We start from the raw sequence: 15621 nt of genomic DNA on the forward strand, positions 1-15621 counted from the left end.
TCTAGCGGGGAACTTGATTGTTCCCCGCTTTTTTGTTTTCCGCGTTTTGTTCCTGATTCTGCGGGTTATAGCGACAAAAAGCGAAAAGCTGCCATAGTGCGATTGTATCAAAACATGTTAGTGTAAAGAATCTTGTTAGTCTAAAGAGTAATGTGTAAGTGTAGCTTTAACACAATTAAACGGAAGTATGTATGAAAAAGGCTCTTATTAACATTGATTACACGAATGATTTCGTTGCAAATAACGGCTCGCTTACAGTAGGAGAGCCTGCACAAAAGCTCGAGAAGCGCATTACAGAGATATCACAAGAATTTCTTGATGCTGGTGAATTCGTGGTTTTTGCAATCGATACGCATCATCTAAATGACCCGTATCATCCTGAAACTAAGCTTTTCCCACCTCATAATATTGCAGGAACTCATGGCCAGAAGCTATATGGCACTCTTGGCGATTTTTATGAAGCAAATAAAGATAAAAGCAACGTGTATTACATTCATAAAACTCGCTACTCGTCGTTTAATGGCACGGATTTGCTGATTAAGCTTCGCGAACGTCACATTGAAGAGCTGCACTTGGTGGGAGTTTGCACGGATATTTGCGTGCTTCACACTGCTGTTGACGCGTATAATCTTGGATTCAAAATCGTAGTTCACAAAGATGCAGTCGCAAGCTTTGATTCGCAAGGTCACGAGTGGGCGCTTCGTCATTTTAAGACTTGCCTTAATGCGGATATTGTAGAAGGCTGAGATCTTAGCTAAAAATATAAATAATTATTAAATAATCAATTATTAAATAATCGACGCTGGTTGCTTTGAGCTGCCAGCGTTTTTGTTTAATCGGAGTGTCGACTTGACTATTAATGAGAATCATTATTATTATTGATAGACGTTGTAAAGATGTCTTCCATAGTCATTCGTGAAAGAAGAGCGCGAATAGGCGAAATAGGGAAGATGAAGTGTAGAGAGTGAAATAGTAATATGACTCAGGTCATTAGGAATATTGTGAAACGTGCTTTTGCAATGGCAAGTGTTGCAATACTTGCCATTGCCGTGCTCGCATCAGGATTTAGTGCAGCTTTACCGGCAGTTGCATTAGAAAATAGTAATCCTGGTGAAAAATACGATCCTACAAAAAAGGAAGTGCTAAGTCACGGCCATACGGACGTATTTTACCCAATTCAATACAATGGTAAGTTCATTATGGCCGTCGAAAAAGACGGTGCCACTTTCTTAAAGCCTGAAAACACTACTTTGCACGTAGCAAAAAACACGTATACTACAAAATCGCAGCTTCCTGCGCTCGCTACTGAATACTACTATCTCGATAGCTCCGGAAATCAAAAAGGAAATCCTCTCTTCCCGGGTTGGGACACAGGTTATGCTGCAACTTTAGTTGGCGCACCTCACGCAGATGACGCAACAGCAGATATTGCAATTCAGCAAGTTACTGGACCAATGAACGGGCGCATTCTGCTTTGGACTACCGATGGTGCTGGTAAAAATTCGAAGAAATTATCGTTTGAAGAGAACGATTTAGACGACGAACCTGATACTGATGGCAGTCGATTTATGCTACCTGGCGTAATTCACCAACATACTGCTGGCCACGTGCATGCAAACTGGGGATTTACGCAGCCTGGCGTTTACAAACTAAAAGTAGCAGCAACTATTACAAATAAGAACACTAAGAAGCAGATCACAACCGAACCTGCAGAATACACTTTTGAAGTAGAAGATACATATTCAGGCGAAGTACCTGCTTCTGGCATTACGGAAACGCTTGATTTGCACCGTCGCGGTGATTTTATTAATCCTGACGATGATGAAGAAGCGCACGAAGCTTCCAAAGATCATAAAGACACGGATAAAGACGATGGCGGCGATATGCGCATCGGCAATATTCGTGATTCCGGACCTCATCCGCATTATCATTCATACGAAGGTTATGGTGGTTTAGACTTAAAAGTAGTTAACAAACCAAAGGGCGCTCGTATTGAGTGGAGATATGTGCGTGCTGACGAAGGTCCTGACGCGTATGGAACCACTCTTTTTGCTGAGAGATTGCAGCTTCCAGCTGAGCCTGCAATGAACAAGATGAAAGTGTATGCTCACGCAACTGAAGGTGAAACGCAAGTTGGCAAAGATACTGCGTCTGCAACCATCGCCGTTGAAGATCACGGTGCTGACGGACATCCTGTAGTAAAAGCAATTGCTCCTTATAAGCGTTTCAAACCAGGGGATACTTTACACGCGAAAACATTATTGCTTAACCCTCATGTTGCAACCGACGGTGTTACCGGTGCGCCAATTGACGATCCGACAAGTCCAGTAACTTCCATTGTTAAAGATTATGTTTGGTTGATAAAAAAGGAAGGAGAAAGCGAATTTAAGCGCATTCCTGGTGCCGTGAACAGCAAGTTGGAGCTAAAACTTGATGCGTCAATGCAAGGTGCAACGATTCGTCCTTCCTTAGTTTTAAAGAACGGTGAACTTTACCGTAATAAAATGTTTGATGAGTTTTGCGATTATGTTATTGAGATGAAAGGTGTTCCTCACTCTCATAACCATGATGGCGATGATGGTCAAAGTGGTTCTGATTCTGAAGATGATGAGAACCCTCACGGGAAAAAGCACCATGAGAAGCGTCGTAATAAGCGCAAAAATAAGACTAAGCATTTTGTTGGTGGAAAGAACTTTTTGAAAGGTGTATTCGGCGGCACTGCAAATTCGGGAATATTTGGATCTAGTTCTAATGGTGGATTCCAATTCGAATCTAATTTCTTTAAAAAATCCAACAGAAAATTCAAGCGCACAAAGAAGAATCGCAATAAGACTAACCGCACTAATCGTAAGAATAATTCTAAAAATAATACGCAAAATGGTGCTAGTTCTGGTTCTAGTTCTTTTACAAGAACAGAAAATTCAAGCGGAACATCGTTACATAATTCATCGCGACGAACTTCTGGCGGAACTCATACTAAGAACAAGAGCTCTAAGAAAAGTGGACAGACTATTCGTAATTTCGTAAGAACAGATAATAATTCTGGCAATAAGTCTAAAAATAGTTCTGTCAATAACTCTGATTTTGTTAAGAATACTGAACGTCATGCTTTGCAAGGTGCAAGGCAATACAACGAAGAATCTGATGAAGCGTATGAAGATGATTCAGATGATACAAAAGGTGATGGTTCCTCGACTAAGTGGGTTGCGGTTGCAGCTTCAGGTGCGAGCGTCGGCTTATGCACAATAACTGGCGCATGCGGAGCATTGATACGTTCTAAATTGAAATTGTTGTAAATAATATTCGTATTATTACTAGAAAGTTTAAATAATGAATTACAAACAAAATGAAACATTGCAAGTAAAACGAAAGCATGTATATTCTACTGCGTTGCTTGCACTCATATTTTCTTTAGTAACTTTGGTTGCATCTTTATGTGTACCAAATCCAATGCAGGAAACTGCTTATGCTAATGAAGGCAATCAGCCAGTTATGATTCAAGCAGGTCATGCTGATTTTGGACCAACGCTAATCGACGGCAAATGGAAATTGAAGATTCGCGATGATACTGGTGACGAACCAGTGTGGCGAGACCCAGAAAATGTGGTATTTAAATTAGGTAGCAATTCAATAATTCCTATGCCTGATGATGCTGCCTACAGTTTTATTGGCGAAAAGCCTGGAACCAAGCTTTACGTAATTCCACAAACTCAAAATCCTGATGTGCCGTGGCTTGGTTGGAATACGCAGGAAGGTGGCGTGCTTAACGAGCTCGATCGCGGTGCAAACCTTTCTCTTGAAGGAGTAAGCGGCCCGGGTAAACTGCATGTTTACTTAGAAAATGGCAACAACAATCCACAGCAACTTTGGGATAGTACTAAAGGATATCCGCAAAACAGCTGGATTGAAGCCAACGCTCATACTCACGTGAATTGGGTGTTTTCTAAGCCTGGAATTTATCATGTGAAGCTTACTTTTTCAGGAAAGCTTAAAAATGGACGCGCAGTAAGCGATACGCGTGTTCTTAATTTTGCGGTTGGAGATAATACCGATCCTAATGCTGCTTTAGGTGCGAGTGCTGCTGGAGCAAGTGGCAACGAGGGCGATGAAGAGGGTCAAGATGAAGAAGATAACGATGAATCCGAAAAAGATGAAGCTAATCATCATCACGAACTCCTTCACAACAAGCATAAGCATTCTCACAAAGTATCTGAAAAAAGTGACGATACAGCTTTAGTTCTTCAAATCGTAGGTATTTTCGTGGCTATTATTGCCGTAATTATTGTGATTTTTGTACTAATAGCTGTAGTTAAAAGCAAGAAAGCACGAAATCTTGCGCTTGCTAAGCGAGTTTCTGCACAAGCTAATCAACAGTATGCAAATAATGCAAATTCTGTGAATAATGCAAATGGTGACAATACTGTGTCAAATCTAGTGAGTGATCAAGAAACGACAATAATGTCACCAATTAATAATTCTCAATATTCTCAATCAGACAATATGCAATCTGATGGTACTCAGTGGAAATAATGGTGTGACGAAAATGGTTCGTAATAGTATAAAGAAATTATCTCGCGCTTTGTTGGTGGGCGTGTGCTTGTGTGGCATGATGATGGGAACTCCCACGGCTTTTGCTGACAATGGTAGTGACGCAACTGTTGTAAGCGGAAAGAAATCTTCTAAAGATTTTGCCGAAATAAAGAAAGCTAATTTTGAAGCGTGTGCCGCTGCTCGCTTAGATAAAACTGCTTCGCAACCTGCGGCTGATAGTAAAGCTACAATATGCCACGCGTATAAAGGTCATACTGACGTTTTTGCAACTTTCTTTGATGTTACAAGCAAGCGCATGGTATTAGGTACCTTGGGCGATGCGTTTGAAAGTGAAGATCATAATGGCACTCGGTATGATACGAATCGACTTATTTTTGAAGTCGGCTCTAAAAATATCATGCAGTTTTCCAAAGATGAGAACGATCCGATAATAAAAGAAATCTACGCAACAACTCGCGAAGGTGTAGTCTGGTTCTTTGATCAATCTGGAGCTGGAAATACTGGTGCATTATGGCCTGGTTTAGATACTAGACCGTTATATGAGGGAGCTGGTTCTACAAAAATTAATCCAACAGTCAAACTGTCATTAACTGGTATCGAAGCACCCCACAACGGCGAAGTTTTTATGTACAGTCGCAGCGGTGACGATTATGAGAAAATGCTCGGCTCTGCTGAAAACTGGCCGAAAGATGTTGACATTACTGATGATGGTGGTAGTGGAAAGCATTCGCACATGTATTGGTCTTTTAACCGTCCTGGTGTGTACAAGCTAAAAATGAAGGCTACTACTACCGTTGGTGACGAGGAGCAAAGTTCTGAGCAAGTCTATACATTCCACGTCACTAATCATGATGTAACAGCTGGGGATTTTGCTGATTATGATGGCGCATCTTTTGACGGTGGCGAAGACGACGAAGAAGATTCAGATGATAATGATGATTCTCAAAGTGAGGATCACAGCATTAATGTGCAACAAAGTAACGGATCTTTCTTCATTAATGGTAACAACAACACTGTGTATGTGACTCCATGGCCTGGAGCAAAAATGCAACAACAAGGACTTCTTGGAAGTAATAACGGTGTTCTTATTAATGGGGAACATAACGCTAAAAACGGAAAGCAAGTTTCTCAAAGTCAGCAATCTGCTGTGACAAAGTTCAAAGACATCAAGGGCGACAAACTTGTTATAGATCATGGTCACGTTGATATTGCTGTATATACTGGCGATTCAAATAAAGTTGATATGGCTGTGCAAGAAGATGTGACAGGAAGCCACGTCTTTAGAGACCCGGATACAGTTGTATTCGCAGTTGGTGATGCTGGTAAAACTAACGGCGTGTATCGTATACCGCAAACACAAATTGATGGTGTGCCATGGATGGGTTGGAATAATCAGTCTATGAATCCGCATAAGCCAACTCAATTGAGCCTAACAGGAGTTGAAGGTCCTGGAAATGTACGTGTCTGGATGTTTGGCGGCTTGGGCGGTGGAGATCAAGAGATTTTCTCCACTCAAGGAGCAACAGATTATACGATACCTGCAAATACGCATGCTCATGCGAATTGGGATTTCGACGAACCGGGATATTACACATTGCAATTCCAAGCTTCTGACGGGAATTCTACAGTAACTCGCAATATTCATGTTGCTGTCGGTGTAGATCCACAAGAAACACCAATGGGGTATGCTGACGGCGGCGAAGGTAATGAAAGAAAGGATACACAAGGCAAAAAGGTTGATCCTTCTGCACCTTATAATCCACCAAAACCTGCTAATTTGCCTCGTTCCGGCGGAAATAATGGCGGCCATGGAATAGGTGCCGTTGGTGGTGGAAATTCTTTTGTTGGTGGTCGTGGTTTTGGATCAAATAATTCACACTCTGGAAAACAATTGCCAAGAAAAGCTAAAAAGCATAAAGGTCTTGTTTCAAAAATTAGTAACAAGAGACTTGCTAAAAGTTTGTACCGACAGAAGTTGAACGATAATGACGATGTTGTGAAGTCTGAAGCAAAAGGTGTAACAGGATTATTTAAGCGAAATCCTTCACTTGCTTATTCGCTTCTTGCTGGTGGAATTATTGCTGTGCTTGGCGTTTTGGGTGCAGGAATTTGGTATCTACACAAGCGTGGACTTGTTAGCTTCAACTGGTTGTTGCGCTATTAGTAGTAGGAGTGTGTAAGGGTGATTCGTAAGCCCAAAAAAGTAAAGCAAACTTTGTTCTCTTCGCTTGCTGCAATTGCAGCCGTTGCGCTTATTTTGCCGCTTTCTGCTTGTGGTAGTGCTAATGGGAATCGTGCAGTACATCGCGATGGTCGCATTAATGTAGTTACAACTACAGGCGTTTTGCGAGATATGGTTGCGAACGTTGCAGGAGACGCGGCAAATGTGAGCGCGATTGTGCCAGACAACGCGGATCCACATTCGTACGAGCCGCGTTTGCGCTCAATTAGAGATGTTGTGTACGCGGATGTAGCTTTTAGCAACTACATGATGCTGGAAGAACACGGCGTAATTACAGCTTTAGATGCGAATTTGCGAAAAGGTGTGCCAAATGTGCAACTTGCGGAAGAAAGTGTTAAGCACGCGGCAGATATTATTCCGATGATAGAAGACGTGTCTTTAGACACGATTTGGCTAGGGCTTGCTACAGAACGCATGGCTGCGCAGCCGAGCGAGGAAGCGCATAGCGCGCAAGGCGCTACAAGTGAAAATACGCAAAAGCGTGCGGAAGAATCGCCCTCGGCGGCGGCTGGTGGACTAGCTTCGCTAAACAATCTCAATAAAACAAAAACAAATTCAAAACAAGCTAGCCAACTAGAAAAGTCAGGTCAATCTTTGCAATCAAACGCGCCATCTACCGCAACAAAAGAAGGTCGCGCAACTGTAATAAAGCCAAACGCATACAACATGAAGCGCTCCGACAGAATACGTTTAACAGCAATGAAAGTAAGCGGACCAGGCGCGCTATTTGCATATTTGACTGGCACTTTTGGAAGCGTAGAAACATACTTTAACAGCGCAAACGGAATAAGCGCAAACGACCACGTAGACTTGCCAGCAGACGCACACACGCATTTAAGCTGGGCGTTTAGCAAGCCAGGCGAATACACGCTTGACTTGCACGCCGACATGCTAAACGCGCAAAACGAGGTAGTTTCTAGCCTTGGAAACACCAAAATGCGATTTGCTGTAGGCGTAAACGCGCAAAAAATAGCCAAAAAGCGTGGAGCTAGCGTAGTGCTGAACAAAGGTCATGCAGATTTAGCTTACGACTTAGCAAAACGCGGATTTGTGTACCGCGTAGATACTTTGCAAGAAAAGCGCTCCGCTGCGCCAAAACGCGTGTATTACAAGCCGCAAGATGTTGTTGTAGAAGTGCCAACTAACGCGCTAAAAGAGATACCAGCCGAGCAGGGATACAGGTTTTTGGGAGCTGCAAGGCAGAAGATTTATCAGCTGCCGCAAGCAGTTTTAGGAAAGCATGTTCACGGAGACATTGACCCGCATTTGTGGCAATCCGTAAAAAATGGCATAGCATACGTGCGCACAATCGCAGATCGCCTTTGCGAAGTGGACGCTAAAAATGCTCGTAAATATCGCGAAAATGCGGACCGATACATTAACAAGTTGCTAGATGTAGACGCGTATATGCGGAAAAAAGTGGCGTCAATACCAAAAGAGAAGCGCAATTTGGTTACAACGCACGACGCTTTTGCGTACTTGGGTAAAGCTTACGGAGTGAACATTGCAGGATTTGTAACGATTAATCCTTCGAGTGAGCCGAGCGTGCAAGATAGGCGTAGATTGCAGCAGATTTTGCGCGATTTAGAGATTCCAGCTGTGTTTTTGGAGCCGAATTTGATCTCGCGTTCGTCTGTACTTAAAGAGCTTGCGGCACAAGCGCACGTAAAAGTTTGCCCGATTTATGGAGACGCTTTCGATTCTAAAGTGCGAACTTATGCGGATATGATGCGCGCGAATGCGGATTCTTTGGCAAAGTGTTTGAAGTGAGATTGATGGTGGATTTGAGTGAGATTTAAGTTGGATTTAAGTGAGATTTAAGCGATGAGTATTGATGAGGGAAATATGGATGCGAATATGGACGCGAATACTGTTATAAATGCGCAAAACTTAAGCGTAAGTTACGGCAGCCGCACTGTTGTAAAAGACGTTTCGTTTACGATTAAAAGTGGCGAATTTGTGGGGCTTCTTGGCGCAAATGGAGCTGGGAAAACAACGCTTTTCCGCGCGATTATGGGGCTAATACCGCATTCTGGAAAGCTGGAAGTACACGCTAGTAAAAGCGATGAATCTTTGATTAATTCGCGAGTAAACAACGTTGGTTACGTGCCACAACGCCACGATATTGCGTGGGATTTCCCACTTTCTGTACTAGACGTAGTAATGATGGGCCGCATTCGTCATATTGGCTACGTTCGTCATGCAAAAACAGAGGACTACGAGATAGCACTCGCTTCTCTTGAGCGCACAGGAATGGCGGATTTTAGGGATCGCACAATCGGCGAGCTTTCGGGCGGTCAAAGGCAGCGCGTACTTGTTGCGCGTGCTCTTGCTGGGCAGCCGCGATTGCTTCTTTTAGATGAGCCATTTACAGGCTTAGACATGCCTACTCAAGAGCTGCTTACGAGTCTTTTTTTGGATTTAGCAAAGTCGGGAGAAGCGATTTTGATGAGCTCGCACGACATAATCGGATCTATAAACTCGTGTTCTAGAATCATGCTTTTTGACGGAAGCATAGTAGGAGACGGCGCTCCAGAATCGTTAAACGCAAATCAATGGGTGCAAACATTCCATGTGGATGCGCAAAATCCACTAATCAAAGCTGTAGAGCGCGTTATGGCGCATGAAAGCGGGGCAGAAAAATAATGCTATCTCCAATCGACTTTATACAAGACCTTACAAACCCAGACCTTTGGTTCTTACTAAAAGCGCTTATAGTGGCGTGCCTTTCTAGCGTAATATGCGGAGTTGTAGGATGCTACGTAGTGCTGCGCGGAATGGCGTTTATTGGAGACGCAGTAGCGCACTCCGTGTTCCCAGGACTCGCAATCGCGTTTGTTTTGCAAGGAAACTTGCTATTTGGCGGCGCGCTAGCAGGAGTTGCAACCGCGCTAATCGTATCAATATTTAGCCAAAATCGCAGGCTTCGCGAAGACTCGTTTATAGGCGTATTTTTTGTGTCTGCCTTTGCGCTTGGAATCGTAGTAATATCAAAAGCTTCGGGCTATGCAGGATCCCTGGAATCGTTCCTATTTGGCTCCATTACAGGAATCCCAGACTCCGACATTGCTGTAGTAGCAATAACAGGGCTAATAATCGTAACGCTTTTAATGATGTTCCACAAAGAGCTAGTATGCGTTTCGATGGACCGCGAAACAAGCCGCGCAATGGGGTTGCCAGTAGCGTGGTTGGATGGAATGCTATACGTTTTAGTTGCGATTGCTGTAGTGGTATCTGTGCAAATAATTGGAAACGTGCTTGTTTTAGCGCTTTTGATTACGCCTGCGGCGACTGCGCGATTGCTTACTGACCGACTTGGAAAGATGATGATTTTAGCGCCTGCTATTGGGTGCGCTTCTTCGATTCTTGGAATGTACTTGTCTTGGAGTTTAGACACTGCCACTGGCGGAACAATCGTTTTGGTTGCGACTTTTATGTTTGTTCTAGCGTGGGTGTGCTCGCCTAAACACGGGTTGGTAGCGAGGATTGTGCCAAAACTACGATCAGTTGTTGCACGATTTGACTGAGCTTGAAATTGCATAATGCATTTCAAGCTCCTTCAAAGCGCTGAGCCGCTCAAGGCAGAAGCATTGCTTCTGCGCGGCGAAGACGTGAGCGCGGCTAATCCGCGCGAGCGATTTTCTCTATTTGCTGTTGCGCGAGGTTTGAGTATTTCTCTCCTCGCAGGCGCGCCAACCTGCCTTCGAGCTTAGAGCGTAGCGCGAGAAGGCAATTTGGCGCGCTGAGCCGCTCAAACGTAAAGTCCAGTGGACTTTACGTGCGGTGAAGACGTTCGCGCGCTTAGACCGCGCGAACGAAACACTTTTGCGTATAGTTTATGAACGTTAATATTCTAAGGTTTTAGGTTTTAGTACGGCGCTATTTATTGCTCGTAGAGAAATACATCAAACCTTCTGGATATCTAGGACTTTTGCGTGGCTTTTATCACCGAGATTCTCGATTTTTCTTGCTGCTTCAGCGAATCACCATCGGAGGACTGCGAATCGACTTGCATGAGCGCTTAAAGCGTAGCGCGCGAATGCACTTCGATTCGCTGAGCCGCTCAAACGTAAAGTCCAGTGGACTTTACGTGCGGCGAAGACGTTCGCGCGCTTAGACCGCGCGAACGAAACGCTTCATCCGCTGCGAAAAATCTCGAATCTCTACAGCACCTGGCGTAATCATGTAGTGTGCTTATGGAAGATTTTGCGGTTTATAGTTTGCGGCACAATAGACGTATGGTATCTAAAGGAAAACCTTCGCCTAGAAGCGCAGTTAAGCCGCTCAGCGATGAGCAAGTAGAACGCTTAGCGCGCGCACACAAGTTAGTTGACCCTACTTATTACTACCCAACGGGAGCGCGTACGCCAAATACGGCAGAAATCAACGCGCAAAATCCAAAGGCAACCGAACGGCTGCTTGAAGGAACGTCTCGCGTGCTTAGATCTCGTTGTAAAGTGCGCGCGTGGGGATTAGAGAATGTGCCAGAAGAAGGCGTGTTTATAACCGCTTGCACGCACGTTACAATGTTCGACGTTTTTGTGCCAATGACGTCTCTATTCCACCAAGGCCGCCGTCCGCGATACATGGCAAAAGCAGAGCTTGCGAATTGGCCAATCATGGGAAAATGGTTCCAGCTTGTTGGCATGCAACCAGTTCCGCGCAGAAGTGGAAAAGCGCGCGAAATCGAAGAAGAATCGATTAAAATCCTAACAAACGGCAGGCCGCTTAGCGTATGGCCAGAAGGAACAGTTACGCGCGACCCTCAAAAATGGCCTATGAGCATGAAGCCAGGAATTGGCATTATTGCGCTCGAAGCATCGCGCAGGCTTGGACATCAAATTCCGCTATTTTGCGCTGTTACATGGGGTGCTGCAAGCATTAATCATTGGTGGCCGTGGCCAAAGAAAAACGTTGTAATGTGCTACGATGCGCGTCTTGATTATTCGGATCTTCTAAAAGATATGGAAAATTGGGGTGATTTGCCGCCTATGGAATCTGCTGCCGAATTGGCTCGTCGCGTACGCGTGCGCATGACGGAAATTATGGAAGAGATTCGCGGCGAAAAATCGCCAGGAGGATACTTCGATTACAAGCTTATGGAAAGAGTGAAAGAATAGCGATTGTAAATTTGCGATTCGATAAGCGATAAATCGTTGATAAATCGTTAGCAAATCGTTGATAAATCAGTGATAAATCATTAGAAAATCGTAAGCAAATCACTAATAAATCACTAACAAATCACTAATAAAGTCTTCACAAAATGCCCGTAAAGCGCACTGTGTAGAATTATGTAATAGTGTGATTAAAAGTTGACTAAGTTGACTACAAATTAACCAAGTTTGCTACGAGTTGACAAGTTGACTATAACTTGACTAGTTGTAAATCGCTACAAATGGCTTACGACCAAAGTAGTTTACAAACTCATAAATCGAAAGGCTAGGCGTAAACATGAACGTTACGGTGTTGGGTGCTGGAGCTTGGGGTACTGCGTTTGGGCAGGTGCTTGCAGACGCGGGAAATCAAGTGACAATGTGGGCTATAGAGCCGCAAATTGTTGAAGGCATTCGTAGCAATCACCGCAACGAAGTTAGGCTGCCAATCGTAGAGCGTTTGCCAGAAAACATTACAGCTACGGGAGATCGCGCAGAAGCTGTAGCAAACGCAGATATTGTAGTAGTTGCGATTGCAGCACAGTTTGCGCGCGTTGCGCTAGAAGAATTTGCTGGCAAGATTCCGCAAAATGCGATTGTTGTTTCGCTTATGAAAGGCATTGAGCGCACAACAGGCAAGCGCATGGACGAGGTTGTGTGCGAAGCTTTGAACTTGCCGCGTAACCGTTTTGCAGCGCTATCTGGGCCAAACTTAAGCAAAGAAGTGGCGCTAAGGCAGCATGCGGCGGCGGTTGTGGCGTGCGAGAATCGCGCAAATGCCGAAGTGGTTGCAAAAGCTTGCTCAAATAGCTACTTTAAGGCGTTTGTTTCAACAGATGTGATTGGCGTAGAAATGTGCGGATCGCTTAAAAACGTGGTTGCGCTCGCAGTTGGCATGGCTCGAGGAGCGGGCTTTGGCGAAAATACGGCTGCGATGATTGAAACGCGCGGTCTTGCAGAGTTGACGGCATTGGGCGTTGCGGAAGGCGCGGATTCTCGCACTTTTGCAGGACTTGCAGGCTTTGGCGATTTAGTTGCAACTTGCGGATCTCCTCTAAGCCGCAACTACACTTTTGGATCCAATCTTGGTAAAGGCATGAGCGTTGAAGAAGCAACTGCTGTGAGTAATGGCGTTGCGGAAGGCGTTCCAACTACTAGCGCTGTTGTGGCAATGGGCAAGCGTTTGGGTGTTGAAACTCCGCTTGCAAGCGCAATGGCTCGCGTGCTGGAAGAAGGAATCTCTTGCCAAGAGATGCTTGCAATGCTTTTTGATAACGATGTTTGCGAAGAGTAGTGAAGCGCGAAAGCTGTGCGTAAGTCGCACGCGTATAAGTTGCGTGTAAATCGCAAGCAAAAATAATAATCAAAAATAATCTAAAATAACTAAAATAATTCAAAATAATATAAAGGAAAAAAATGACGAAAAAGCGTGTAGTGTTCTTGTATGGCGGTAAAGCAGACGAACATTCGATTTCTTGCATATCGGCTGCTGGAGTGCTCAGTGCTGTAGACGAAAGTCGATTTGAAATCGTGCGGATTGCAATCACAAAGCAAGGCGAGTGGATTGTTGGCGGCGAAGATCCGCGAAACTTCCGCATGGAGCAAGGCGAGCTGCCAGTAATCACAAAAACCGCGCAAACGCGCGATGTTGTGCTAGACCCAGCAAAGGGAGCCGACGGATTTTTGGTGCGAGAGGCGGATGGCACGCTTACGAGCTTAGGTCATATTGACGCAGTCTTTCCAGTTCTTCACGGCCCGAATGGCGAAGATGGCACTTTGCAAGGCTTGCTAGAAATGATGCAAGTTCCATACGTTGGTTGCGGAGTTTTGGCATCTGCTGCGTGCATGGATAAGTATTACGCAAAGCAACTTTTTAAGGCGGCGGGAATCGCTGTGGCTCCTGGAATCGCACTGGACGCGCGCAAGTTTGCTAATGATTGCGCTAATCACTTTAATGCGTATGCAAACGAAATTCTTGAGCAAGTTGAAGAAGAAAAACTAGAGTATCCGCTTTTTGTAAAGCCAAGCCGAGCAGGGTCTAGTTTTGGAGTTGCAAAAGTAGAAACGCGCGATGCTAAGGCCTTAGCAGATGCTGTTTTTGAGGCTTCAAAGCACGATTGGCGAGTATTGATAGAGCAAGGAATTGACGCGCGAGAAATTGAGTGCGCGGTTCTTGCAGCGCGCGACGGCGAAGAGCCAAAAGCCAGCTGGCCTGGAGAAGTTGTGCTCGACAAGCGCGAAGCTGGCGAAGACCAGTTCTACGATTTTGACAGCAAATACATGGATTCTGCGGCTTCGCACGTTGAAGTTCCAGCAGATTTGCCAGAAGAGACTTTGCAACGCGTTCGCAAAACGGCGCTCGCAGCATTCAAAGCGGCAGACGGCAGAGGGCTAAGTCGCGTGGACTCTTTTGTAACTAAAGACGGCCGCGTAATCCTTAACGAAATCAACACAATGCCTGGATTTACGCCAATTTCCATGTATCCAAAAGCTTGGGAAGCAACCGGAATAAGCTACAGTGATTTAATCACAAAGCTTATTGAAGGCGTGATTTTATACTAGTCGGAGGTAAAAATGCGTAAACAGCGTAAGCTTGCAAACAAGCAGCATCCAGACGCGTATACGATTGCGCGCAAGCGTCAAGGATCTGTAGGAGTGTCGCTGTGCGTGTTCCTATTTACGTGGATTCTTGCAACGCTTTTAATTGGCGAATTGATTAGCGTGTTTGTTCCAAAAGGCGTTTTAACACCTTCGCTAAGCTCATTTGTCTCTTCGGATGTTGCGCAATACCTAATAGCGTTGCCGCTTGCAATGCTTGTTCTAAGGCGTACACCAGCGGTAAAAACTCGCAAGTTTACTATGTCTTTGCGCCAATTTGGCGGATTCTTTGCTGTTAGCGTGCCAATAATGTATGCAGGAAGTTACATTGGGCTTGTTGCTTCCGCGCTTATTTCTGGCGGAAAAGCCGAGAATAGGATTGCAGACGTTGTAGCAGGCGGAAACGTGTGGGAAACGCTGCTTTTTGTTGTATTCTTAGCTCCAGTTGTGGAAGAGTGGCTGTTTAGAAAGCAAATTATAGACAGGTTGCGCGTGTATGGCGAAAAGCGCGCGATTGTGTTCTCTGCATTGGCGTTTGCGCTTTTCCACATGAATATGTTCCAATTCTTCTACGCTTTTGGGCTTGGTCTTGTGTTTGGATACATGTACGTTCGTACATCGCAGCTTAGGTACAGCGTATTTTTGCACATGATTGTAAACTTCCAGGGAAGCGTTATAGCAATGTGGATTTCAAACAACATGATGGATTCAAATGGAGATCTTATTAAGGTTGAGAACTTGAACACTCATGAGATTGCGGATTTGGCTCCTGGATTTATGTTTATAGGCCTTTACGCAATGTTTATGATTGTTATGTTTGTGTTTGGAATTGTGCTACTTGCTCGCCGCAAGAGGTATCTTGAATTCTACGATTCGCCGCTAGAGATTCGTGGGAGCGCTGGAACAAAAGCACTTTATGGAACTGTTGGCGTTATGGGATTCTTGATTGCGTCCGTTTTGCTGAATTTGCTTATGCTGTTTGTGTAGGGTGAATTTGTAAGCTGTTTGTGCAGGCTATTTGCGTAGGCTGAATTTGTTTGTGCTGTTTGTGCAAGCTGAATATGTTTGTGCTGTTTG

11 protein-coding genes are annotated in these 15621 nt (G+C 44.6%); all 11 read left to right on the forward strand.

What is annotated here, in order from left to right; genetic code table 11:
• Window positions 1–191: 191 nt before the first annotated feature.
• The 11 genes from MAF46_RS00005 to MAF46_RS00055 all read left to right on the forward strand — a co-directional run bounded on the left by MAF46_RS00005 (window position 192) and on the right by MAF46_RS00055 (window position 15531).
• Complete coding sequence (locus MAF46_RS00005) at window positions 192–746, forward strand: cysteine hydrolase family protein (protein ID WP_060785459.1); 555 nt, start codon at window positions 192–194, stop codon at window positions 744–746.
• Window positions 747–977: 231 nt separating this feature from the next.
• Window positions 978–3296: a choice-of-anchor M domain-containing protein gene (locus MAF46_RS00010; RefSeq protein WP_060785458.1), complete on the forward strand. Its 2319-nt coding sequence runs from the start codon at window positions 978–980 to the stop codon at window positions 3294–3296.
• Between the two features lie 34 nt (window positions 3297–3330).
• Window positions 3331–4530 carry a TIGR03773 family transporter-associated surface protein gene (locus MAF46_RS00015; RefSeq protein WP_020759288.1) on the forward strand — a complete coding sequence of 400 codons (1200 nt, stop codon included), beginning with the start codon at window positions 3331–3333 and terminating at the stop codon, window positions 4528–4530.
• Window positions 4531–4543: 13 nt separating this feature from the next.
• A complete protein-coding gene (locus MAF46_RS00020) occupies window positions 4544–6715 on the forward strand; it encodes a choice-of-anchor M domain-containing protein (protein WP_172534976.1) in 2172 nt (723 codons plus the stop codon).
• Between the two features lie 18 nt (window positions 6716–6733).
• On the forward strand, window positions 6734–8563 hold the full coding sequence (locus MAF46_RS00025) for an anchored repeat ABC transporter, substrate-binding protein (RefSeq protein WP_060785457.1): 1830 nt from the start codon (window positions 6734–6736) through the stop codon (window positions 8561–8563).
• Window positions 8564–8617: 54 nt separating this feature from the next.
• A complete protein-coding gene (locus tag MAF46_RS00030) occupies window positions 8618–9439 on the forward strand; it encodes an anchored repeat-type ABC transporter ATP-binding subunit (RefSeq protein ID WP_004133001.1) in 822 nt (273 codons plus the stop codon).
• A complete protein-coding gene (locus tag MAF46_RS00035) occupies window positions 9439–10320 on the forward strand; it encodes an anchored repeat-type ABC transporter permease subunit (RefSeq protein ID WP_004129803.1) in 882 nt (293 codons plus the stop codon). Before MAF46_RS00030 ends, MAF46_RS00035 begins: the two co-directional genes overlap by 1 nt.
• A 711-nt stretch (window positions 10321–11031) precedes the next feature.
• Window positions 11032–11913 carry a lysophospholipid acyltransferase family protein gene (locus MAF46_RS00040; RefSeq protein WP_060785706.1) on the forward strand — a complete coding sequence of 294 codons (882 nt, stop codon included), beginning with the start codon at window positions 11032–11034 and terminating at the stop codon, window positions 11911–11913.
• A gap of 331 nt (window positions 11914–12244) precedes the next feature.
• On the forward strand, window positions 12245–13240 hold the full coding sequence (locus tag MAF46_RS00045; RefSeq protein ID WP_060785704.1) for an NAD(P)H-dependent glycerol-3-phosphate dehydrogenase: 996 nt from the start codon (window positions 12245–12247) through the stop codon (window positions 13238–13240).
• Between the two features lie 122 nt (window positions 13241–13362).
• Window positions 13363–14508 carry a D-alanine--D-alanine ligase family protein gene (locus tag MAF46_RS00050; RefSeq protein WP_060785703.1) on the forward strand — a complete coding sequence of 382 codons (1146 nt, stop codon included), beginning with the start codon at window positions 13363–13365 and terminating at the stop codon, window positions 14506–14508.
• 12 nt (window positions 14509–14520) lie between these two features.
• Window positions 14521–15531, forward strand: a complete 1011-nt coding sequence (locus tag MAF46_RS00055) for a CPBP family intramembrane glutamic endopeptidase (protein WP_060785702.1) — start codon at window positions 14521–14523, stop codon at window positions 15529–15531.
• Window positions 15532–15621: the final 90 nt, after the last annotated feature.

The sequence above is a fragment of the Gardnerella pickettii genome (assembly GCF_029226345.1).
GTDB lineage: Bacteria > Actinomycetota > Actinomycetes > Actinomycetales > Bifidobacteriaceae > Bifidobacterium > Bifidobacterium piotii.

What these genes read in the sequence shown, in the direction of transcription:
- MAF46_RS00005 (WP_060785459.1), top strand. Translation starts at nt 192, where the DNA reads ATGAAAAAGGCTCTTATTAACATTGATTACACGAATGATTTCGTTGCA.
- MAF46_RS00010 (WP_060785458.1), top strand. Translation starts at nt 978, where the DNA reads ATGACTCAGGTCATTAGGAATATTGTGAAACGTGCTTTTGCAATGGCA.
- MAF46_RS00015 (WP_020759288.1), top strand. Translation starts at nt 3,331, where the DNA reads ATGAATTACAAACAAAATGAAACATTGCAAGTAAAACGAAAGCATGTA.
- MAF46_RS00020 (WP_172534976.1), top strand. Translation starts at nt 4,544, where the DNA reads ATGGTTCGTAATAGTATAAAGAAATTATCTCGCGCTTTGTTGGTGGGC.
- MAF46_RS00030 (WP_004133001.1), top strand. Translation starts at nt 8,618, where the DNA reads ATGAGTATTGATGAGGGAAATATGGATGCGAATATGGACGCGAATACT.
- MAF46_RS00035 (WP_004129803.1), top strand. Translation starts at nt 9,439, where the DNA reads ATGCTATCTCCAATCGACTTTATACAAGACCTTACAAACCCAGACCTT.
- MAF46_RS00040 (WP_060785706.1), top strand. Translation starts at nt 11,032, where the DNA reads ATGGTATCTAAAGGAAAACCTTCGCCTAGAAGCGCAGTTAAGCCGCTC.
- MAF46_RS00045 (WP_060785704.1), top strand. Translation starts at nt 12,245, where the DNA reads ATGAACGTTACGGTGTTGGGTGCTGGAGCTTGGGGTACTGCGTTTGGG.
- MAF46_RS00050 (WP_060785703.1), top strand. Translation starts at nt 13,363, where the DNA reads ATGACGAAAAAGCGTGTAGTGTTCTTGTATGGCGGTAAAGCAGACGAA.
- MAF46_RS00055 (WP_060785702.1), top strand. Translation starts at nt 14,521, where the DNA reads ATGCGTAAACAGCGTAAGCTTGCAAACAAGCAGCATCCAGACGCGTAT.